Source organism: Nonomuraea sp. NPDC049655, from assembly GCF_044465465.1.
Classification (GTDB): Bacteria; Actinomycetota; Actinomycetes; order Streptosporangiales; family Streptosporangiaceae; genus Nonomuraea.
Window position 1 is genome coordinate 272,796 of sequence record NZ_JBITLS010000002.1, and the last position, 20,276, is coordinate 293,071.

Genomic DNA, 20,276 nt, shown 5'->3' on the forward strand with positions numbered 1-20,276 from the left:
GTCGACGGGTCACACCCCGATCGTCACACGGCGGCCGGTACGGCGGGCTCGGCCACGCGGTGCCGGCCGTCGGCCGCACGGGACGCCCGCGACACCCGGGCCATCGCCAGGAAGGAGACCAGCAGGCAGGCGGCGCCCAGCGGCATGAGGTCCTTCTCCACGAACGGCACCATGACGTCGGCGACCACCAGGACGGGCGTCCACGCCTTGACGCGGCGCTGGACGGCGAGCTGGAGGACCAGGCCGATCTGGGCGACGAAGAACAACATCGGCCCGAAGTCGTAGACCACCTGCTGCACCCCGGGAACCGACTTGACCTGGTCGAAGAGCACGCCCATCGCGGCGTGGTCGGCCGAGCGGAACCCCACGACGATGTCGATGGAGAACTGGGCGATCAGCGTGGTGATGCCGACATATCCGGCTACGGCCAGCCCTGTCGCCAGACGGCCGCGGCCGGCCAGCCTGCGCATCTCGTGGAAGGTCACGGCGAAGAACGCCAGGGCGCCGATGAAGGCCAGGTGCCCGGCCGTCCAGGCCAGGCCGGGACCGCGGCTGCCGTCCAGGCCGTCCAGGATGCGGAGGACGCCGTAGGTGAAGGTGAGCACGGGGGCGGCGACGAAGGCGATGCGGGGGTTCATCTCGTTGACTCCTTAGCGGTGATGACCTCCCCAATCCTGGTTCTCCGCGGCCTGCCGGACATCGCCGGAGAGGGCGAAGTCCCGTCTCGCTCTTGAGCGGGATGCGGTACCCCGCCTCCCTCCTGAGAGGGATCATTCCCCGACCGGGCCGACGAGGCCGAGCTCGTAGGCGAGCACCGCCGCCTGGGTGCGGTCGCGGGCGCCGAGCTTGTCCAGGAGGTTGCCGACGTGCGTCTTGACCGTCTCCCTGGTGACGTGCAGCGCGGCGGCGATCTCCGCGTTGCTTCGCCCGAGCGCGATGTGCCGCAGGACGTCCAGCTCGCGCGGCGTCGGCTCGACGGGCAGGCTCTGGCGGGCGCTGCCCACGTGCGGCGCGGCGATGCGGCGCAGCGCGTCGGGGAAGAGCACCGCGTCGCGCCGGTGCACCAGGCGGACCGCCTCCACCAGCTCGCCGGCGGGCGAGCGTTTGAGCACGTAGCCGGCGGCTCCCGCGCGCAGGGCGCCCCAGACGAGCTGGTCGCTCTCGAACGTGGTGACCATGACGACGCGCGTCCTCGGCGAGCGGCGGGCCAGCTCCCGGGTCGCGGCCAGGCCGTCCATGACCGGCATGCGGATGTCCATCAGCACGACGTCCGCGCCGGCGCCGGCCGTGACCGCCGCTCGTCCGTCGGCGGCCTCGGCCGTCACCTCGATGTCGTCGTGCAGGGAGAGCATGGTCGCCCAGCCCGAGCGGATGAGCTGCTCGTCGTCGGCCAGGACGACCCGGATCACAGCGGCAGGCTCGCCCGGACGCGCCACGTTCCGCCCACCTCCTCCCAGGTGCACGTCCCGCCGGCGAGCCGGGCCCGCATGCGCATGCCGGTCAGGCCGCGCCCCGGCTCCCCCGGCCTGCTCAGGGTCGCGTTGTCCATGGTCAGGGTCAGTTCGGCGGCGACGGCGACGGCGAGCGTGACCGGGCCGTGCCCGTGCCGCAGGGCGTTGGTGAGCGCCTCCCTGGCGATCGCGAACGCGGCCCGCGAGGTCGCGGGCGACACCTTGCCGAGGTGGCCGACGCTGACCCGGACGTCGAGGCCGCGGGTGAGCGTGCCGAGCGCTTCCAGGGTGGGCGTCCGGCCGGCCGCGCCGTCGTCGAGCACGCCGAGCAGCACGTCGAGCTCCTGCTGAGCGTTGCGGGCGGTGGTCGTCAGGTGGCCGAGCGACTGGGCGGCGAGCTCGGGGGCGGCGCGGCGCAGCGCCGCCTCGGCCGCCATGGCCTGCACCAGGACGACGCTGAGTGCGTGGCCGACGGAGTCGTGCAGCTCCAGGGCGAGCGACTGGCGGCGGTCCAGCTCGTCGATCAGCCGGGACGGCTCGGAACGCAGCAGCCGCCGCGCGACCCAGCGCTGGCCGAGCCCGGCGGCGACCATCGCGGCCAGCACGACGGCGATGAGCAGCAGCACCTCGGCCACCTGGCCGGGCGCCGCCTGCCAGGCCCGCGGCAGCAGCCCGGGGGACAACGCCAGGACGGCCGCGCTGAGCGTCCCGCCGACGTACAGGTGCAGGCTGGTCAGGGCCACCAGGTAGAGGCGGTCACCGCGTTCGGGCACGTCCACGTCGAGCAGATCCGACAGCGCGATCACCTCCAGGCGGCGGGTCAGCGGCAGCAGCGCGAGCAGCACCGAGGCGGGCAGGCACGCCGCCCACAGCACCAGCAGGCGGCCCGGCGTCAGCTCGGCCAGGATCGGCAGGCCGAGCCCGGCGGCGACCGGAGCCAGCAGCGCGGCGCCCAGGAGCTGGTAGACCCCGGCCCGCGCGGCCTGGGCGAGAGGGCGTTTCACGTGGACCGACGTTAGCTGACGCCGCCGGGGCCGCACTCCCCCGCCGGGGGGAGGCAGGGCGGCCCGCTCGTTCCTAGCGTGAGCGCCATGACGAGAACTGATCGTTCGCGCGGCGCCGCGGCGCCGCTCCCCGTGGCCGCCGCGACCGCGGGCTCGCCGGTGACCGGCGGGCGGCTGCGCACGGCGTGGCGGGCCGCCCACGCGCCGGTGGCCGGGGTGCCCCGCTGGGCGCGGATCGCCGCCTACGCCGTGCCGTTCACCGTGCTGCCGTCCAGCCTCTGGCGGTTGCCCGCGGCGTTCGACCGCGGGATCGGGCTCGGTGAACGGCTGTACGTCGTGCTCCTGTCGATCGTGTCGGAGCTGGCGGCGTTCACCGCCGTCGGGCTGGTGGCCGCGTGGGGTGAGCGGTTTCCCCGCTGGGTCCCCGGGTTGCGTGGCCGCAGGGTGCCGACGCCGGCCGCCGTCGTTCCGGCGGCGTCGGGCGCCGTGATTCTGACGGTCCTGTGGAGCGCGGCCTTCGTGACCGAGCTCGCCGGGGTGACCATGCGCGGCGAGCCGATCCCGCCGGACTTCCCCAGCCAGGCGGGCGGCTGGGAGGCCGCGATCTTCGCCGTCTGCTACCTTCCGCTCCTGCTGTGGGGGCCGCTGCTCGCCGCCGTCACCTACGCCTACCACCGGCGCCGGAGCCCGCGACCCGGCGTGCCCGCGCTCAGTGGGCGAGGGCGGCGGTGAGGCGGTTGCTGAAGCGGGCGAGCAACCCGCTCTGGGACGTCTCGGAGACCATCCGGCCGACGAACGGGGGGATGCGCCAGTTGGCGGGGCTGCGCCGGGCCAGCCTGGACACCAGGTTGACGTGCGGGTAGCGGGCCCGTTCGTAGGCGCGCAGCCGTGGCGCCGGGTCGCCGCCCTTGGCCAGCTCGCGGCCGAGCACCCACACGTCCTCCAGGGTCTGGTTGGCGCCCTGTCCGAGGGTGGGGGGCATGAGGTGGGCGGCGTCGCCGAGCAGGGTGACGCGGCCCTTGCCCCACTCCCGGCGCACCTTCTGCCAGTGGTGGCCGAAGAAGTCGAGGTCGGCCTCCGATGCCTGGGCGAGCAGCTCGGGGACGGGCGACGCCCAGTGGCCGAAGCGGCGCCGCAGCTCGGCCAGGGGCGCGGCCGGACGCGGCTCGCCGGGGGCCCAGCGCACGTCGAACCACCACTGGAGCTTGCCGTCACCGGCGGGGATGATCCCGCAGGCGCCTTCCTTACCGGTGATCATGAGGTGCAGATGGGTGCGGGCGAGGTCGATGTCGATCCGGCTCAATGCCTGCCAGGTGCCGAACGTGGCCGTCCGGATGGGGACGTCGCCCCACAACTCGCGCCGGACGACCGAGTGGTGGCCGTCGGCGCCGATCAGCAGGTCGCCGGTGGCCGTCGAGCCGTCCTCGAAGGTCGCGGTCACCCGGTCGCCGTCCTGGGTCACGGTCCGGCAGGCCGTGCCGTAGCGGATCAGGTCGCCGGGCAGCCCGTCGGCCAGCCGTTCCAGCAGGAGACGGCGGGAGACCGACTTGTTCGGGAAACCGTAGAGCGCGGCCGCGTGGGCCATGTCGGAGGTGAGCCGCAGCCGGCCGTCCGCGGTCAGCGCGTCGATCCGGTCGAACCGGCCGCCGACGCCGTCAAGGGTGACACCGAGGTCGTGCAGCACCGCGGCGCCGTTGCTGAAGATGCTCAGCCCGGCGCCGCCCGTGCGCAGGGCGGTGGCCTGTTCGTAGATCCGCACCTGGTGGCCGGCGGTGAGCAGGCTGCGCGCGACGGCCAGGCCGCCCACGCCGGCGCCGATGACAACAACGTCCATTTTATCTCCAAAACGAAGTTACTTCGATTCAAAGATACATCGCTGTGAAGTACATTGGGGCGAGTGACCGACAACCACCCAGAAGCGGACGTCTACCGCGAGTTCCTGATCGCGGTCATGCTGCACATCGAGGCGATCGCCGACCGGCTCGGCGTGCACCACGTGGACGTGGCCGCGCTCATCCTGCTGGAGATGCGCGGCCCCCTCCCGGTGGGGGCGATCTCCGAGGAGCTGGGGCTCCCGTCCGCGTCCGCGACCCGGCTCATCGACCGTCTGGAGAAGGCCGGCTACGTGCGGCGGGTACGCGGCGAGCGCGACCGGCGCATGGTCACGGTGGAGCTGCTGGAGGGCGGCATGGCCGAGTACCACGCCACCCGTGTCACCTCCGAGCGGCACCTGGAGCAGATCCGCGGGCAGTTCACGCAGGAGCAGGTGCCGCTGATGCTGGGCCTGCTCGCCGGGGTCGCCCGCGCCTACCGCTCGGCCACCAGGGAGATCCGCGAGCAGCCCGGCTGAGAAGCCCCGGCCCGTGGCGTCAGGGCGTGTCGCCGGCAGTGTCTCCGGCAGTGTCGTCAGCGCGGTCGACCTCGTCGGCGAAGGCGAGGACCCGGGTGTTGACGCGGTCGGGGAACTCGCCGTTGAGTGCGTGGGAGGCGTCCGGCCACAACTCGACGACGCCCCGGGCGAGCAGGCGGCGGGCCCGCAGGGCGGCCTTGCGCGGGTTGTGGATGATGCTGCGCCCGGCGATCAGCGCGAGCACCGGCACGTCCAGCCCGGCCACCTGGTCGTCCGTGGGGTACGCGGGCGGCGGCAGGAACGCGGTGAAGTCCCGCATCCCGGCCGAGATCAGGTTGGCGACGGGCTCGTCGGCCGAGGCGTCGGCCCCGCCGGAGATCCAGCTCAGCAGCTTCCTGCGCCACGACTCGGGGAAGAACGGCACCACCGAGCCCAGCGAGAAGACGACGACCTTCCAGGTGATCCGGCCGAACAGGTTGGCGGGGTCGAGCACGCTCACCGAGGCGATCCGCTCCGGCACGCGCAGGGCCAGGTGGAAGGCGCTCCACCCGCCGATGGACACCCCGACGAGGTGCACCCGGGCGAGGCCGAGCCGGTCCAGCAGTTCGGCCAGCCAGGTCGCCTGGTCCTCCGCGCTCGTGAACGCCCGGGTCTGCACCGACAGGCCGGGCTCCCCGAGCAGGTCGACGGTGTAGACCGGCCGCCGGGCGACGAGGCCGGCCAGGTTCGCCTCCCACATCGGGGTGGCCGAGGTGCGCCCCGGCAGCAGGAGCAGCGGCACGCCGTCGCCGCCGCCGAAACGGTAGACCCGGACGGATCCGAAGCCGGTCACCACGTCGTGGATCTGGGCGGGTTCGGGGAGCTGGGCCATGGCGTCGTCGTAGGCGTTGCGGTAGCGCGCGAAGGCGGGGGCGTCGCGGAAGTGGCCGAGCCGCCGCGCGCGGAACGCGGCTCCGATGTTGGGTTCCACTAGATCGTTCACGTGCGGGATCCTTCGTTCGCCCTTCGCGATACGATCGTATCGCAACAACGTCACGATACACTCGTATCGCAAAGAGAGGGGGGCCGTGCCGAAGCAGGTGGACCACGCGGCGCGGCGGGCCGAGATCGCCCATGCCGCGCTCAGGCTGTGCGCCCGTGACGGCCTGGCCGGGGTGAGCATCGGCGGGGTCGCCCAGGAGGCCGGCGTCTCCAAGGGGCTCGTGCAGCACTATTTCGGGGCGAAGGCCGACCTGATGCGCGCCTGCGCGCAGCTGCTCAGGCAGGAGATCGAAGGCCATGTCCGGGAGGCGCTGCGGGAGGCCGCCGGGCCGGCCGACACGCTGCGGCGCACGCTGCTCGCCGTCGTCGAGCTGGGCTCGCGCGCTCCCGTGCTGCTGCTCGCCGGGCACGCGTTCCTGGCCAGGGCCGTCGCCGATCCCGACGTGCGCGAGCTGTACCGCGCGGGCGGCGACGCGGTGCACCGCGAGATCGCCGCGCTCGTGGCCGCCACCGCCGCGGACCCCGGCGTCGAGGCGGGCGCCGAGGCGCACGTGCTGCTCGCGCTCGCGCGCGGGCTGGCCGACGGGGTGCTGGTCGGGGAACTGGGCATCGCCGAGGCGACCGCGGTCCTCGACCACCAGCTCCGCCGGCTCGACCGGCCGGCGGGCTCCTGACCGGACGCCGCGGGCGGCCCGGGAAGATCCTCCGCCGGGCCGCCCGCGCCGCTCTCACCCGCCGATCGCGGGCATGCCCTCCGGTACGGTCTTCGCCGCCGCCTCTGGCCTGGCCGCCGCGAGCAGCTCCACCAGCCGGTCCGCGATCGCGGCGATGGTGGGCTGCTGCCACAGCAGGGTCGCGGGAAGACGGCAGCCGAAGCGCTTGTCCAGCCGCCGCCGGACCATGACCGTCATCACCGAGTCCAGCCCCTGCTCGACCAGGGGACGACGGACCGCCAGGTCCTCGGGGGCCAGCCGCATCACGGCCGCGATCTCCGCGCGCACCTCGGGCAGGACGCGGTCGCGCAGACCCTCCGCCGTCAGCCCGGCGAACGACTCCGCGGGCCCGCCCAGCTCCTCCTCGGCCGGGACGGGCGCGTCGATCACCGGGTAGCGCAGCCCCGTGAGGTGTCCCACCACCCGGCCGTCCGGGTCGGCCAGGAGCGCCCGCACGGTGTCGTCGGCGGCCCGGTCCACGGCCGCGTCGATGACCACCGTCGCGGGCGGGGCGCCGGTCAGCACGACCTCGTCGATGCGCACGACCATGCGCAGCACCGGATCGCCGGGGAACACGCAGGGCGCGACGGACATCGCCGCGTCCAGCGCCGGGGCCCAGCTCTCGGCGTCCCCGGTGCGGACGGTGGCGCGCAGCGCGCCGTCGCCGGCCAGCAGCGTCTCGATCGTCCAGTCGAAGCCCGTCGAGGGCACGCCGACGGCGGCCAGCCGCCGGTGCACGAACGTGGGGTCGATCGGGGTCAGAGCGCCGGGGTCGGGCAGCACGTCGGGCTTGACCTGGCCAGGAGCGGCCACGTCGGCGGTGACATGCACCAGCCAGGCCGGTTCGGGCTCGCCGGGGCCGGCCGGCGTACGGGCCGCGAGCCGTATCGCCGGAGGTTCGTGCACGACCTGGACCTGCCGGCGTTCCGCGGTCATCAGCGGATGCGTCATCTCCACGCCGGTGAGCGTGACGTCCTCGTCCTCGGCGGCGTGCAAGAACGTGTTGACCAGCACGGCGGCGGGCACGATCTCGATCCCGTTGAGGGTGTGGCTGCCCGGGTAGGGCCGGTTGGCGTCCTCCAGGCCGGTCCGCCACACGCGGGTCCGGCTGCCGGCGAGGCCGGTCCCGGCGCCGAGCAGGGTGTGGGAGCGCACGTCGTGCCCGCGGTTGCCGTCGTCGCCGGAGTCCTCGCGCCAGTGGCGGCGGTGCTGCCAGGCGTACGGCGGCAGGTCGGCGAGGCCGCCGTACGGCTGCAGCCGGTTCCAGTCCACCTCGACGCCGTGACAGTGCGCCGTCCCCAGCGCGGCCAGGAAGGCCGGCAGCTCCGGCTGGTTCCGGCGCAGCGAGGTGCCGACGAACACGTCCTCGAACCCGTTCTCCGACAGCGTCTCGGTGACGGAGTGCGCGACCACCGGGTGGGGGGAGATCTCCAGGAACACGCGGTAGCCGTCCTGCGCCGCGGCCGTCGTCGCCGCGGTCAGCCGCACGGGGTCACGGAGGTTCGCGGCCCAGTACGCGCCGTCCGGCACGGGCGTCGCGCGGGGGTCGGCCAGCGCGGTCGTGTACATGGGGATGCGGGGCGCGCCGAACGACAGATCGGCGACGGCGGCGGCCAGCTCGACGGCCAGCGGTTCCATGTGCGGGCTGTGGAAGGCGACGTCCGAGGCCACCCGCCGCACCACGATGCCCTCGGCCGGCCAGTCCTCCACCACCGCCTCGACCGCGGCGACGTCGCCGGACAGCACGGTGGAGCCCGGCGACGACGAGATCGCGGCCACCAGGTCGGTACGCCCGGCCAGCCGCTCGGCCGCCTCCTCGAAGGACAGGCCGACCATCACCATGGCCCCCTTGCCCTCGGCCTGCCGCAGCAGCCGCGAGCGGCGGCAGATCAGGCGGGCGCCGTCGGCGACGGACATCGCGCCGGCCGTCACCGCCGCCGCGATCTCGCCGACGGAGTGGCCGATGACGGCCCGCGGCGCGACCCCGTACGCGTTCCAGAGCCGGGCGAGGCCCAGCTGCATCACGAAGATCATGGTCTGCACGCGGTCGATCGTGTCGAGGTCGCCGTCGGCCAGGACCTGCCGCGGCGAGAAGCCGATCTCCTCGGCGAAGATCGGCTCCACCTCGTCGACCAGGGACGCGAAGTCCGGCACGGCGAGCAGCTCCCGCCCCATCCCGCGCCACTGGCAGCCCTGCCCGGAGAACACCCAGACCGGCCCGGGGCCGAGGTCGGGCAGCACGTCCCCGGTGAGGACCGCCTCGGCCGGCACGTCGTCGGCGAGCCTGCGCAGGTGGGCCGCCAGCTCGTCGCCGTCCGTCCCGATGACGACGGCGCGGCGGGGCAGATGGGTGCGCCGCAGCGCCAGCGTGTGCCCCGCCGACGCCGGCTCGACGCCCGTCCCGAGGTGATCGGCGAGCCGGCCCGCGTACTGCCGCAGTGCCTGCTCCGACGCGGCCGACAGCGGGAACAGCCGCTCCGCGCGGGGAGGCGTCTCCTCCTGCGCGGGCGCGTGCCGGGCCGGCGGGGCCTGTTCGAGCACGATGTGCGCGACCGTGCCCCCGTACCCGAAGCTGGAGACGCCCGCCCGGCGCGGGTGGTCGCGCTCCGGCCAGGACGATCGCCGCGTCACCACGCGCAGGCCCGAGGACTCCCACGGGACGGCCGGGTTGAGGGCGGACAGCACGCTCGGCGGGATCTCCCCGCGGTCGAGGGCGAGCACCGCCTTGATGACGCCGGCGATGCCGGCGGCGCCTTCGAGGTGGCCGATGTTGGACTTGACCGAGCCGATCAGGCACGGGTCGCCGGCGGGCCGTCCCGCGCCGTACACCGAGGACAGCGCGCCCGCCTCCAGCGGGTCGCCGAGCCGGGTGCCGGTGCCGTGCGCCTCGACGTAGTCGAGGGTGGACGGCGCGACGCCCGCCTGCCTGCAGGCCCGGGCCATCACGTGCTCCTGGGCCTCGCCGCACGGCGCCATGATGCCGTTGGTGTGCCCGTCCTGGTTCACGGCGCTGCCGATGACCAGCGCGAGCACGCGGTCACCGTCGCGTTGCGCGTCGGACAGGCGCTTGAGCACGACCACGCCGCAGCCCTCGCCGCGGCCGTAGCCGTCGGCCGCCGCGTCGAACGACTTCGACCGCCCGTCGGGCGCCAGGGCGCCGGCGGTGCCGAGCGTGAGCGTCTGGCCGGGGGTGACCAGCAGGTTGACGCCGCCGGCGAGGGCGACGTCGCTCTCGCCGAGCCGCAGGCTCTGCGCGGCCAGGTGCAGCGCGACCAGCGACGCCGAGCAGGCGGTGTCGATCGCCATGCTGGGGCCGCGCAGGTCGAGGGAGTAGGAGACGCGGTTGGCCACGGCGCAGGTCGCGGCGCCGATCCCGGTCCATGCCTCGATCTGGGGCAGGTCCTCCAGCAGCCGCCCGCCGTAGTCGGCCGTGCAGACGCCGACGAACACCCCGGCGTCGGTCCCGGCCAGCTCGTGCGGCGGCAGGCCGGCGTGCTCCAGGGCCTCCCACGCGGTCTCCATGAGGATGCGCTGCTGCGGGTCCATCAGCTCGGCCTCGCGGGGCGACAGGCCGAAGAACTCCGCGTCGAAGCCCTCGATGTCGCTCAGGAAGCTGCCGTGCCGTACGGCGTCACGCAGCGCGGCGGCGTGCTCGGGGCTCCGGGTCTCGTAGCTGCGCCAGCGTTCGGCGGGCAGCGGCCCGGTCGTGTTGCGGCCGGCGCACAGCAGGTCCCAGAACTCGTCCGGTGAGTGGACGTCGCCGGGGAGACGGCATCCGATCCCGACCACCGCGACTGGTTCCACCCGGGCTCCGCGCGGAGTGTCGACCATCTGCGTTCGTTTCCCTTCGATGTCAGGCCCAATGAGGAGTTTCGAGGATTTCGAGCACGGCCCCGGAGACGGTCACCCCGGGCCCGGTGCCGAGCATGAGCAGGTGGTCGCCGGGGCCCAGCTGCCCGGTCGTGAGCAGGTGGTCGAGGGAGAGCACCTGGTCGCCGGCCCCGCAGTGGCCGATGGTGCGGCCGTAGTCCCAGGTGGAGCGGGACATGGGCAGATCGACCACGGCCATGCACCGCTGTTCGACGATCTCCTCGGAGTAGTTCATGAACGCCACGCGGGTCAGGTCGCGGGCCTCGATCCCGCTCTCGTCCAGCACGCGCTCGACGATCTCCATCAGCGCCCGCTGGATGGTGAACAACGCCGCGCCGGCCTCGCCCTTGGGCATGACCTGCTGCCGGAACTGCTCGTTGCGGGCCGCGAAGCTCATCCGGCGCCCGACCGTGACGCCCGGCGGGAACAGCGGTTCGCTGCCCCGGTGCAGCTCCTCGGCCTCGGCCACCGTCGTCGTGCAGACCGACGCCAGGCGGGCGAAGCCGCGGTCCTTGGTGAGGACGAGCGCGGCGGCGGCGTCCCCGCCGATGTAGCCGGGGCCCATCCGCCACCGGTCCATCAGCGGGGTGCCGTAGTTGTCGGCGGCGACCAGCAGGGCGGCCTGCCTGCCGGGCGCGGCGGCCAGGTGACCGGCCGCCAGTTCCAGGGCGATGAACATGCCGTTGCAGCCCTGCCGGATCTCGGTGGCCAGCACGTCCCCGCCGACGAGATGACGTTGCAGGTAGGCGTGCGGGGGCCAGCCGTCCGGGCCCTGGTGCCAGGTCGAGGCGTACAGGAGGAGGTCGAGGTCGCCCGGCGCCCGGCCGCTGCGCTTGATCGCGCTGCGCGCGGCGTGCAGGGCCATCTCCGGTGCCGGCACGTCGCCGGCGACCACCGTCCCCGCCAGGTTGTGCAGCTCGGCGTCCTCCGCCGGGTACCAGCCCTTGGCGACGGCCTTCTCGACGCTGACGACGGTCCGGGGCAGGTAGGTTCCCACGCCGCCGATGTAGGTGTCCGCGTACCGCATGACTTCCGTCCTCGTCCCGGCTAAGCGGATCGGAGTTCTCTGACCATCGTCACGATGGTCGCGACGTCCCTGAAGTTCTCGGGGTCGAGCATGGCGGCGGTGACCCGGACGCCGACGTCCTTCCTGAGGAAGTTCAGCAGCCGCGCCGTGCGCAGGGAGTCCAGGAGGCCCGACACGAGGAGCGGGGTCGTCTCGTCGACCTTGACGTCGTCGCCGTCCAGGACGAGGTTGTCCTGGACGAACTCGACCAGCCGCCGGGTGAGGTCGTCGCTCACGCGCGTGCTCCTCTCGTGACGGGAGCGGTGGACAGGATTCGGAACGCCGCCGCGGCGACCGACGTGCCGGAGCCGAAGCCGACCATGAGCAGGTGGTCGCCGGGCACGAGCCCGCCGGTCGCGATCAGGTGCTCGAAGGCGATGAACTGGTCGACCGCGCCGCAGTGGCCGACGCGCCGGCCGTAGTCCCAGGTCGTCTGGTCCTCGTCGATGCCCAGCCAGGACATCTGCCCGTCCAGGTCCTCGCGGCGGCCGTGCGGGAAGGCCACCCGCGTGATGTCGGCGAAGCCGATGCCGGCCTCGTCCAGGGTCTGCTCGACCTGCTGCATCATCGTCTTCTGGATCGTCAGGTGGATGCCGGTGCCCTGCGCCTTGAGCAGCCGCTGCCGGAACTCCTCGTGCCGGTCCCCGAAGCTCAGCCCCCTGCCGACGGTGGCGTCCGGGGGGAAGAGCGGGTAGGCGCCGTCGTTGACCGCGTCGGCCTCGGGGATCACCGTCATGTTCACCGACAGCAGCTCGGCCATGCCGTAGTCCTTGCCGAGGACGAGCGCCGCCGCCGCGTCGCCGATCAGCGCCCCGGGGGTCATCCGCCAGCGGTCCACCAGCGGAGTGCCGTGGTTGTCGGCGGAGACCACCATGGCCGTCTCCCGGTCCGCGGCGGCCTGGAGGTAGCTCGCCGCCAGCTCCAGCGAGCTGATCATCCCGACGCAGCCGCTGCGGATCTCGTGCGCCGGCACGCCGCCGCCGAGGAGGTGCATCTGCAGGTAGTGCTGGGGCTGCCAGCCGTTGGGGCCCTGGTGCCAGACCGACGGGTAGAGCAGCAGGTCCAGATCGCGCGGGGAGGACTCGCCCCACCGCTCGTACGCGTCCAGGACCGCGAGCCGCGCCATCTCCGGCGCCGGCATGTCGCCGGCCACCGCCGCCCCGAGCTGCCGGTACCTCTCGGCGTCCGCGGCCGGGTACCAGCCTTCGCGGACGGCCTGCTCGACGCTCACGCTGTCAGGCACGTAAACGCCCAGGCTCCTGACGAACATGTTGGGTGTACGCACACGCCCCCTAACTCATCGACGAATCCCGGACAACGGCCCGCGACAGGGAAAAGCGCTTATCCGATTTATTTCCGGCCAGGAGTCACATGGCCCCCGGCCGGTCGGTGAATACGACGGTAAATGAGCCGGCGGGCCGTCCCGGGTAAGGATAGGGGCGGCCCGTCGAATAACGCAATAAGGTGATCCGCGACCTTCCGTGACCGAGGTTCGACGGAACGTGGCGCAATAAGGGAAAGCCGCTATTCAGCTCCCCGTCGCGGATTCGCCGAATGAAATTCGGGAATCCACGGCGGCGGAACCCGGGTCGTCTCAGGCGGGAACTCTCGTGCAGACCAGGTTGTTGAGCTTGAACTGGGCGGGAATGTCGTTCGTCCCGGTGACGGACGCCGAGAAGCCGAGGCTCTGGCTGGAGCCGGGGCCGATATAGGTGTTGGTGCCGGCGTCGCGGGCGGTCACCTGCGTGCCGGTCTGGGTCACCGTGGCGTTCCAGGCGTTGGTGATCAGCTGGTTGCCCGACCAGGCCCACGTGGCGGTCCAGCCGTAGATGGGGGTCGTGCCGGTGTTCCTGATGGTCAGGCTGCCGTTGAAGGCGCCGTTCCAGACCTCGGTGGCGTAGGTGACCTCGCAGGAGGTGCCCATCTTGAGCCCGCCGCGCAGGAAGGTCGTGAAGTTGGGCCAGGTGGGGTCGAGGGTGCCGGTGCCGACGGTCTCGCCGCAGTTCTTGGTGGTGCGGACGGTCTGCGTGCCGTAATGGGCGGGGTCCATGACCTGCGGCATCATGTGGTCGGCGCCGGGCACCGAGACGAAGGTGGCCGACCCGCACTGAGCCTTGATCTTGTTGTAGAGCAGCACGCTCTGGCCGTGCGGCACCAGGAAGTCGGCCTGGCCGTGCAGGAACATCAGCGGCGGGTCGTTGGCGTCGACGTACGTCATCGGGTTGGCCTGGGCCACCGTGGCCGGGCAGGTCTGGATGGGACAGCCGACCAGCAGGGACTCCGGCGAGGCGGGCGAGTTGTGGTCCAGCCCGCCGGTCGGCAGGTTCTGCGCGTTCATCTGCAGGAAGTCGGTCGGGCTGTAGAAGGCGAGCCCGGTCTGCACGGCGCTGGAGACGCCGGTCGTGCCGAGGGCGCCCTCCAGCGCCGAGACGCCGCCGGACAGCGTGGCCATCTCCGTCAGCCAGCCGCCCGAGGAGTCGCCCATGATCGCGAATCGGTTGGGATCAAGCTGGTACGTGGCGGCGTTCGCGCGCAGCCAGCGGATCGCCGCCTTGATGTCGTGCACCTGGGCCGGGAAGATCGCCTGGGCGCTGGAGCGGACGCTGACGCCGGCCACCGCGAAGCCCAGCGGGTTGAAGATCGCGGCGATGGCGTCCGCGCCGGCTTTGCCGTCGTCGCTGCTCCACGCCGAGCCGGTGTGCCAGATGATCAGGGGCCGGGGCGTGATGCCGGTGGCGGGCAGGTAGAGATCCAGCAGATGCCCTCTGCTGCCGGCCGGTTGCGCGGGCGCGTAGGCGATGTCGGTGATCGTCTGCGTCGCGTGTGCCGGCGGCGCGAAGGCCGCCGGCACACCGACGGCGGCCAGCACGGTCATCGCCAAGCCGACGGCGGCCGTGCGGATTCGAGCTTGCATGGTGCGACTCCGGTTGGTCGGATGGTCGCCGCTTCCCCGGGTGGCCGTCCGTGTCTCGTTCGATGGCAGGGCGGCCGTGATGAGCACGCCGACCTGTAGCGCCTGTGAGAACAACGTCCTGTTCGAGTGTCGCGGCTCACATCGATATGGGCGGGGAGACGATATGACACCTACGCGACGATGGTCAAAGTTTTCGAAGTTTCGTTTCTCTTAGAACGGGAAAGCGGCATAAATCGTACTTTGGGGCTGTAAGGCGCGGAGACGGCCCCAGATCATCCATGGCATGCACAGCCGGTCGGATACACCCCCACGGCGTCTTTCACGCCGATGAAAGTTTCATGACCTGTCAGCCGGTGATTCCGCCGCGACAATCCCACCGGAGCCGTGAGTGATAATGTCCACCGACATGATCTCCCCAGTCGCAGGAGGACGAATGCGAAAGGCACGCGCTGTTCTCGTCTCGGCCGTCATGGTCCTTGGAGTGTCGCTGACGATCGGCGCCGCCCCGGCGAACGCCGAGAAACTGGCGGGCGTCTTCAGGGAGCACGCGGAGTGCGAGCGGATCGGCACCAAGGGCATCGACCAGAACTGGTGGGACGACTATTCATGCCAGTGGGAGAGCAAGTACAGCTACTACTTCCTCTACGCCTGACCCCGTGAGACGCACGCCCCCCCGGGCCCGCGGATCGAACCGGGGGCGCGTGCGCCCGCCGCGATCGACGGACGCCGGACGGCCGCCTCAGCGAAGGGCCGCCAAGGTGGTGAGGGGGTTGTCCAGGAGGCCGGCGAAGGCGAGTTCGGCGGCTCCGGCGAGCGTGGTGTCGTCGCCCAGGGCCGTCACGGCCAGGCGGACCCGTTCCCGCGACACCGGCAGCACGTGCGCGTCGATCCGGGCACGGACGCGCGACTCGGCGCCCGGATAGACGTCGCGCAGCATCCCGCCGAAGACCACGAGCGCCGGGTTGAACAGGTTGATGAGGTTGACGACGCCGACGCCGAGCCAGTCGCCGACGCGGTCGAGGGCGTCCCGCGCCCTGGCGTCACCGGCGCGGGCGAGGGCGACGACGGACCGGATGCCGTCGCGGCCGACGAGGTCGCCGGACCGTCCCGCGTAGTCGAGCAGCGCCTCCTCCCCCACCTCGGCCTCCAGGCAGCCGCGCGACCCGCACAGACAGGGCCGGCCGTCGAACGGGTTGACCAGCATGTGCCCGAGTTCGCAGCCGTAGCCCGTGTCGCCGTCCAGGAGTTCGCCGCCGACGATGATCCCGCCGCCGACGCCGACGTCCCCGTGCAGGTAGACGAGGTTGTCGGCGTCTCGTCCCGCGCCGCGCACGTGCTCGGCGATCGCCCCCATGTGCGCCTCGTTGCCCACCTCGACGGGCAGCCCGAGGCCGAGCCCGGCGCCGAGTTCCGCGCCGAACGCCTGGTCCACCCAGCCGAGGTGCGGCCCGTACCGCACGGTGCCGTCGGTCCGCCTGATCAGCCCGCAGTACGAGGCGCCCACCCCCACGCACAACGAGCCCGGCCCGGCCCCGGCGACCAGCTCGCGGCCGAACGCGGCCAGGACCCCGACGACGTCCTCCAGGTCGACCCCGGCGCGGGCGCGGACGGCCTCCCTGCGGTCGAGGACCCGGCCGCCCAGCCCGACGCGGGCCGCGACCAGCCGGTCCACGGCGACGTCGAACGCCAGCCCGTACACCGTGCCCTGCTCGGGCATGACGACGATGGACGGCCGCCCCGCCCGCCCCCGCCCGGCCGGCACGCCCTCGCGGACGAGCCCGGCCGCGGCGAGTTCGGCGGTCAGGTCCATGATGGTGCTGCGGTTGAGGCCCATCCGGCGGCCGAGCGCGGCGCGTGACACCGCCCCCTCGTTGTGGACGCGCCGCAGCACCTCGCTCAGGTTCCGCTGCCGCATCTGCTCCTGCGTGCGCACGCCCACCGCCGATCCCGTCATCCCCGTCACCCTAGGACGTGTCCTCACAGGATCACGGTCGTGCCGGAAGGCGCAAGGAGAAGGTGGTGCGGACGCCCGGGGTGCTGGCGGCCGTGGCGGTGCCGCCGTGCGCCTCGGCCAGGTCGCGGACGATCGCGAGGCCGAGGCCGCTGCCGCCGGTGCGGCGGTTGCGGGACTTCTCCGCCCGCCAGAACCGGTCGAAGACGTGCGGCAGGTGCTCGGCGCGGATGCCGATCCCCGTGTCGGTCACCTCGATGGCCACGTGGTCGCCGTCCTGGCGGGCGGCCAGCGTGATGTGCCCGCCGGCCGGCGTGTAGCGCAGGGAGTTGGTGACGAGGTTCCCTATGGCCTGGCGCAGTCGTACGGGGTCGGCGGTCAGGATGGGGGCGCCGACGATGCCGGTGGTCAGGGTGAGCCCGGCGGCCTCGGCGCGGCCTCGGTGGGCGGTGGCCACCTGGTCGAGGAGGTCGCCGAGGTGCACGGGTTCGAGGTGCAGGCGCAGCTTGCCCGCGTCGGCGAGGGCGAGGTCCTGGAGGTCGTCCACGATGTGCTGCAGCAGCAGGAGCTCCTCGACCAGGGAGGCGATCAGCGCGGGGTCCAGCTCGGCGACGCCGTCCTGTGCCGCCTCCAGCCAGCCCCTGAGGTTGCTCAGCGGGGTGCGCAGCTCGTGGGAGACGTCGCTGACCATGGCCTTGCGCTGCTCCTCCATGCGCTGGAGGTGCTCGGACATCTCGTTGAACGCCGTGGCCAGCTCGCTGATCTCGCCGGTCGTCCTGACCTGGACGCGGGCGGAGCTGTCCCCGTCGCGCATCCGCCGGGCGGCGTGGGTGAGCGCGTTGACCGGGCCGACCAGGCGCCTGGCCGCCATGACGCTGACGCCGACGGTCAGCACGAGCACGAGGAGGGCGGCGCCGGCGATCGAAGGCAGCGGGATGCGCGGGCCGGCGGCCTCGGCCGGGGATCCGATGTACAGGTAGGCGGCGGGGGCGACGTAGGGGTCGAGCTGTTCCTTGCGGGCGGCGACGATGCAGGACGAGATCGTCTGGCCGGGCTCGGCCTCCGAGGACGCCGGCCGCTTCTCCTTGGGAACCCAGGTGAGGTCGAGGCCGACCGAGCCGCGTTCCGCGCCCTTGCCCTTCAGGCATCTGCCGACCAGCAGGTTGAGCTGCTTCAACGCGGCCCTCTCGGTGCGCGTCGGCGTGTTGAAGGTGACCGCGTCGCAGGGAGCCGTCACCGCCGGGGCCGGGCTCGGCTCCTGCGGGACGCCCTCGCCGGTCGTCGTCACGGAGGGCCGGCCGGTGTGGGAGACGGTCGTCCGGACGGGCTGCCCGGTGCGTCTCATGCAGGCGGCGTAGGCGTCGGCGGCCTTCCCCAGCCGGGCCCGGTCACGGTCGGGCAGCAGGAAGGGGCCCACCGCGCGCGGATCGATGCGGTCCTCGGCCGCCCCCGGCACCAGGGTCACGTCCACGGCCAGCGGATCGACGACGGCCGACACCCGGGCGGGCAGCGGGGTCCCGGCGGCCGCCGAGTCCGCGATGAGGGCGCCCTTCTCCGTGGTCAGCGCGACGCGGCGGCTGTTGGCGGCGGCGAGGTCGCGTACGGTGGCGGCGACGCCGGACCAGTCGGGATGGCGGGAGGCGTAACCGAGCAGGCTGTTGTTGATCTGGGCGTCGCTGGCCAGCGTCTGGCCCTGCTCGCGCTGGATCGCGCCGGAGGTGCTGTTGGCGGCCAGCCACGCCGTCGCCGTGATCGAGCAGACCGCCACGACGGCCGAGCTGGTGAGCAGCCTGACGAACAGCGACCTCATGCCTGGGTCAGCTTGTAGCCGACGCCGTACACGGTCAGCAGCCGGGACGGGCGGCGCGGGTCGGGCTCGATCTTCTTGCGCAGGTTCATCACGTGCACGTCGACCGTGCGTTCGGTGATGAACCGGTCGAAGCCGTGGACGCGCTCCAGCAGCTGCTTCCTGGTGAACACCCGTTCCGGCTCGGCGGCCAGCGTCTCGACGATCCGGAACTCGGCGAGCGTGCAGTCGACCGGCGTGCCCGCCACGGTGACGGTGTGCCTGACCGGGTCGACGACCAGGTCGCCCGCCCGGAACAGCCGGCCGGTCCCCGGCGCCCGGCCGGTGCGGCGCAGCAGCGTGCGCACGCGGGCCATCAGCTCGCGCGGGCTGTACGGCTTGGTCATGTAGTCGTCGGCGCCGAGGTCGAGCCCGAGCAGCAGGTCGTCCTCGGTGGACCGGGCGGTCAGCATCAGGATCGGCAGGTCGGACTCGGCGCGCAGCACCCGGCAGACGTCCAGGCCGTCGACCTTCGGCATCATCACGTCGAGCAGCACGAGGGCGGGGTCCCCCTGCCGGGCCTCGTCGATCGCCGAACGTCCGTCGTGCACGACGCGGACCTCGTGGCCCTCGCGCTCCAGGTAGCGCCTGAGCAGTTCGGCCTGCTTGGGGTCGTCCTCGGCGACCAGCACGTACGCGCACATGGCCCGAGGTTATGCGCACTGCGCGAGTGCATACGGGATCCGCATGACAGGCAAACAGGTTCCACACATTCTGCCGCCAGGCTGCGCCGGGTGAGAACCAACCTGCTTCGTACGGCCGCGGCGACGGCACTCGCCCTCCTGTCGGCGGGCTGCGCGGGCAGCGCAGGCAGCGCCGTACGACCCGACCCCGCGAGCACCACGGCGGGCACCACGGCGGGCACGACGGCGGGCACGACGGCGGGCACCATCGCGCGCACCGAGTCGGCGGGCGGCGCCGGATCGAAGATCGCGAGCGTCAAGGGGGCCCGGATCACGATCTACCGGGACAGACAGGGCGCGGCCCAGAGGACGATCACCAGCCCCAACGACTACGGCGCGACCCGCGTCTTCCTGGTGGAACGCGACGAGGGCGACTGGCTCCAGGTGCTGCTGCCGATCCGGCCCAACGGCAGCAAGGGCTGGATCAGGGCCGCCGACGTGACGCTCGCGGAGACCTCCCACCGCGTGGAGATCGACCGCGGGGCGTTCCGCTTCACCGTCTACGACGGCGACCGGCCGGTCAGGACGGGCAAGGTCGCGACCGGCGAGGCCGGGACGCCGACGCCGCCGGGCCGCTACTTCTTCACCGAGCTGGTGAGGCCCACCGGCGACGGCGGGGCCTACGGCGCGTACGCCTTCGGGCTGAGCGGCTTCTCGCCGGTGCTGAAGAGCTTCGCCGGCGGCCCCGGCCAGCTGGCGATCCACGGGACGAACAAGCCGTCCGCCATCGGCACGCGGGCCAGCCACGGCTGCGTCCGGGTCAGCAACGACGACATCACCTGGATGGCGAAGAACCTGGCGATCGGCACACCGGTCGTCGTCAAGGGCTGAGGCCCTGTTCGAAGGATGAGAGGAACCCTATGAAGATCAGAACCATGCTGGTCGGCGGCGTCGCGGCGCTGGCGCTCGCGGCGGGCCTCGCCGGGCTCTCGGGGACGGCCTCGGCCGAGCCCGCGAAGCCCGCCGCAGTGCCCGCCGCAGTGCCCGCCGCGGGCCCCTCCGCGGCGCCCTCCCCGGTGCCCGCCGAAGGCCGGCCCACGGTGGAGCAGACGGCGGGGCCGAGGGAGCCGGTCGCCGTCAAGCCGCGGTACACCGGCTGATCACGACCCGTCGCCGCCGCGTGACGTCCGTCCTCTCCTGCCCGTCGGCCGCGTCGGCGGCCTGGCCATCACGGGCAGGAGCAGGGCCCGGACGCCGCGGCGCCGCGTGCGGGCGGCCACGCCGTCCTTGACCACGCACACCACGGCGTCCGTGACGCCGTCCCTGAGCACGCACACCACGGCGTCCGTGACGCCGCCCGTCCCCCGCCGGGGCCCGACCCCGGCGGGGGCCTTCTTCTTTCGAGCCCTCCTCTGCGCCAACACCCCAGGGCCTTTCCCGCCGCGGCTCCCGACCTCACCGTCCCGTGAGGTCCCGCGACGGATGTGCTTGCCCGTCCGCGCCTTCT

The 20,276-nt window shown here is 73.0% G+C and carries 20 protein-coding genes; 6 read left to right on the plus strand and 14 right to left on the minus strand.

Translation table 11 applies throughout. The annotated features are described in order from the left end of the window. Window positions 1–23 precede the first annotated feature (23 nt). From ACIBQ6_RS06580 to ACIBQ6_RS06590, 3 genes are all read right to left on the minus strand, one after another. Window positions 24–638: a hypothetical protein gene (locus ACIBQ6_RS06580; RefSeq protein ID WP_397210534.1), complete on the minus strand. Its 615-nt coding sequence runs from the start codon at window positions 636–638 to the stop codon at window positions 24–26. Window positions 639–770: 132 nt separating this feature from the next. Next, window positions 771–1,409: a response regulator transcription factor gene (locus ACIBQ6_RS06585; RefSeq protein ID WP_358301281.1), complete on the minus strand. Its 639-nt coding sequence runs from the start codon at window positions 1,407–1,409 to the stop codon at window positions 771–773. Further along, a complete protein-coding gene (locus tag ACIBQ6_RS06590; RefSeq protein ID WP_397210535.1) occupies window positions 1,406–2,455 on the minus strand; it encodes a sensor histidine kinase in 1,050 nt (349 codons plus the stop codon). The genes ACIBQ6_RS06585 and ACIBQ6_RS06590 overlap by 4 nt, the downstream gene beginning before the upstream one ends. Window positions 2,456–2,542: 87 nt before the next feature. Here ACIBQ6_RS06590 and ACIBQ6_RS06595 point away from each other — a divergent pair, with 87 nt between their 5' ends. Further along, on the plus strand, window positions 2,543–3,187 hold the full coding sequence (locus ACIBQ6_RS06595; protein WP_397210536.1) for a hypothetical protein: 645 nt from the start codon (window positions 2,543–2,545) through the stop codon (window positions 3,185–3,187). On the opposite strand, the gene ACIBQ6_RS06600 is transcribed toward ACIBQ6_RS06595, so the two are convergent. Next, window positions 3,165–4,289 carry an FAD-dependent oxidoreductase gene (locus ACIBQ6_RS06600; RefSeq protein WP_397210537.1) on the minus strand — a complete coding sequence of 375 codons (1,125 nt, stop codon included), beginning with the start codon at window positions 4,287–4,289 and terminating at the stop codon, window positions 3,165–3,167. The two genes, ACIBQ6_RS06595 and ACIBQ6_RS06600, sit on opposite strands and share 23 nt — an antisense overlap. Window positions 4,290–4,352: 63 nt before the next feature. On the opposite strand from ACIBQ6_RS06600, the gene ACIBQ6_RS06605 reads away from it, so the two are divergent. Next, window positions 4,353–4,805 (plus strand): MarR family transcriptional regulator, encoded by a 453-nt coding sequence (locus ACIBQ6_RS06605; RefSeq protein ID WP_358301292.1) that lies wholly within the window; start codon window positions 4,353–4,355, stop codon window positions 4,803–4,805. Between the two features lie 19 nt (window positions 4,806–4,824). Here the strand turns inward: ACIBQ6_RS06605 and ACIBQ6_RS06610 are convergent, their stop codons facing one another. Then, window positions 4,825–5,787: an alpha/beta fold hydrolase gene (locus ACIBQ6_RS06610; RefSeq protein ID WP_397210538.1), complete on the minus strand. Its 963-nt coding sequence runs from the start codon at window positions 5,785–5,787 to the stop codon at window positions 4,825–4,827. Window positions 5,788–5,872: 85 nt separating this feature from the next. Here ACIBQ6_RS06610 and ACIBQ6_RS06615 point away from each other — a divergent pair, with 85 nt between their 5' ends. Then, window positions 5,873–6,460 carry a TetR/AcrR family transcriptional regulator gene (locus tag ACIBQ6_RS06615; RefSeq protein ID WP_397210539.1) on the plus strand — a complete coding sequence of 196 codons (588 nt, stop codon included), beginning with the start codon at window positions 5,873–5,875 and terminating at the stop codon, window positions 6,458–6,460. 54 nt (window positions 6,461–6,514) lie between these two features. On the opposite strand, the gene ACIBQ6_RS06620 is transcribed toward ACIBQ6_RS06615, so the two are convergent. From ACIBQ6_RS06620 to ACIBQ6_RS06640, 5 genes are all read right to left on the minus strand, one after another. Further along, window positions 6,515–10,303 (minus strand): type I polyketide synthase, encoded by a 3,789-nt coding sequence (locus ACIBQ6_RS06620; protein ID WP_397210540.1) that lies wholly within the window; start codon window positions 10,301–10,303, stop codon window positions 6,515–6,517. 49 nt (window positions 10,304–10,352) lie between these two features. Next, complete coding sequence (locus ACIBQ6_RS06625; RefSeq protein ID WP_397210541.1) at window positions 10,353–11,396, minus strand: ketoacyl-ACP synthase III family protein; 1,044 nt, start codon at window positions 11,394–11,396, stop codon at window positions 10,353–10,355. Window positions 11,397–11,416: 20 nt separating this feature from the next. Beyond that, window positions 11,417–11,671, minus strand: a complete 255-nt coding sequence (locus ACIBQ6_RS06630) for a phosphopantetheine-binding protein (protein ID WP_358301306.1) — start codon at window positions 11,669–11,671, stop codon at window positions 11,417–11,419. Then, the gene (locus ACIBQ6_RS06635) at window positions 11,668–12,678 is read right to left on the minus strand and encodes a ketoacyl-ACP synthase III family protein (RefSeq protein ID WP_397210542.1); all 1,011 of its coding nucleotides are present in this window, start codon (window positions 12,676–12,678) and stop codon (window positions 11,668–11,670) included. Before ACIBQ6_RS06635 ends, ACIBQ6_RS06630 begins: the two co-directional genes overlap by 4 nt. Before the next feature lie 351 nt (window positions 12,679–13,029). Then, the gene (locus ACIBQ6_RS06640) at window positions 13,030–14,349 is read right to left on the minus strand and encodes a cellulose binding domain-containing protein (protein ID WP_397210543.1); all 1,320 of its coding nucleotides are present in this window, start codon (window positions 14,347–14,349) and stop codon (window positions 13,030–13,032) included. 433 nt (window positions 14,350–14,782) lie between these two features. On the opposite strand from ACIBQ6_RS06640, the gene ACIBQ6_RS06645 reads away from it, so the two are divergent. Next, complete coding sequence (locus tag ACIBQ6_RS06645) at window positions 14,783–15,001, plus strand: hypothetical protein (RefSeq protein ID WP_358301313.1); 219 nt, start codon at window positions 14,783–14,785, stop codon at window positions 14,999–15,001. 87 nt (window positions 15,002–15,088) lie between these two features. Here the strand turns inward: ACIBQ6_RS06645 and ACIBQ6_RS06650 are convergent, their stop codons facing one another. The 3 genes from ACIBQ6_RS06650 to ACIBQ6_RS06660 are packed head-to-tail and all read right to left on the minus strand — an operon-like array spanning window position 15,089 to window position 18,790. After that, the gene (locus tag ACIBQ6_RS06650; RefSeq protein WP_397210544.1) at window positions 15,089–16,303 is read right to left on the minus strand and encodes an ROK family protein; all 1,215 of its coding nucleotides are present in this window, start codon (window positions 16,301–16,303) and stop codon (window positions 15,089–15,091) included. 31 nt (window positions 16,304–16,334) lie between these two features. Continuing rightward, window positions 16,335–18,110 carry a sensor histidine kinase gene (locus ACIBQ6_RS06655; protein ID WP_397210545.1) on the minus strand — a complete coding sequence of 592 codons (1,776 nt, stop codon included), beginning with the start codon at window positions 18,108–18,110 and terminating at the stop codon, window positions 16,335–16,337. Further along, window positions 18,107–18,790 carry a response regulator transcription factor gene (locus ACIBQ6_RS06660; RefSeq protein ID WP_397210546.1) on the minus strand — a complete coding sequence of 228 codons (684 nt, stop codon included), beginning with the start codon at window positions 18,788–18,790 and terminating at the stop codon, window positions 18,107–18,109. Before ACIBQ6_RS06660 ends, ACIBQ6_RS06655 begins: the two co-directional genes overlap by 4 nt. 90 nt (window positions 18,791–18,880) lie before the next feature. Here ACIBQ6_RS06660 and ACIBQ6_RS06665 point away from each other — a divergent pair, with 90 nt between their 5' ends. Together ACIBQ6_RS06665 and ACIBQ6_RS06670 are read left to right on the plus strand one after the other, a co-directional pair. Further along, a complete protein-coding gene (locus ACIBQ6_RS06665; RefSeq protein WP_397210547.1) occupies window positions 18,881–19,660 on the plus strand; it encodes a L,D-transpeptidase in 780 nt (259 codons plus the stop codon). Between the two features lie 29 nt (window positions 19,661–19,689). Continuing rightward, a complete protein-coding gene (locus ACIBQ6_RS06670; protein ID WP_397210548.1) occupies window positions 19,690–19,929 on the plus strand; it encodes a hypothetical protein in 240 nt (79 codons plus the stop codon). Here the strand turns inward: ACIBQ6_RS06670 and ACIBQ6_RS06675 are convergent, their stop codons facing one another. Continuing rightward, on the minus strand, window positions 19,930–20,193 hold the full coding sequence (locus ACIBQ6_RS06675; RefSeq protein WP_397210549.1) for a hypothetical protein: 264 nt from the start codon (window positions 20,191–20,193) through the stop codon (window positions 19,930–19,932). It abuts the gene before it with no gap. Between the last annotated feature and the right edge of the window lie 83 nt (window positions 20,194–20,276).

Bases quoted from the DNA above. Each gene is read 5' to 3' on its own strand.
- ACIBQ6_RS06640 (WP_397210543.1), bottom strand. From the start codon at position 14,349: ATGCAAGCTCGAATCCGCACGGCCGCCGTCGGCTTGGCGATGACCGTG.
- ACIBQ6_RS06580 (WP_397210534.1), bottom strand. From the start codon at position 638: ATGAACCCCCGCATCGCCTTCGTCGCCGCCCCCGTGCTCACCTTCACC.
- ACIBQ6_RS06670 (WP_397210548.1), top strand. From the start codon at position 19,690: ATGAAGATCAGAACCATGCTGGTCGGCGGCGTCGCGGCGCTGGCGCTC.
- ACIBQ6_RS06655 (WP_397210545.1), bottom strand. From the start codon at position 18,110: ATGAGGTCGCTGTTCGTCAGGCTGCTCACCAGCTCGGCCGTCGTGGCG.
- ACIBQ6_RS06660 (WP_397210546.1), bottom strand. From the start codon at position 18,790: ATGTGCGCGTACGTGCTGGTCGCCGAGGACGACCCCAAGCAGGCCGAA.
- ACIBQ6_RS06645 (WP_358301313.1), top strand. From the start codon at position 14,783: ATGCGAAAGGCACGCGCTGTTCTCGTCTCGGCCGTCATGGTCCTTGGA.
- ACIBQ6_RS06600 (WP_397210537.1), bottom strand. From the start codon at position 4,289: ATGGACGTTGTTGTCATCGGCGCCGGCGTGGGCGGCCTGGCCGTCGCG.
- ACIBQ6_RS06625 (WP_397210541.1), bottom strand. From the start codon at position 11,396: ATGCGGTACGCGGACACCTACATCGGCGGCGTGGGAACCTACCTGCCC.
- ACIBQ6_RS06650 (WP_397210544.1), bottom strand. From the start codon at position 16,303: ATGACGGGATCGGCGGTGGGCGTGCGCACGCAGGAGCAGATGCGGCAG.
- ACIBQ6_RS06595 (WP_397210536.1), top strand. From the start codon at position 2,543: ATGACGAGAACTGATCGTTCGCGCGGCGCCGCGGCGCCGCTCCCCGTG.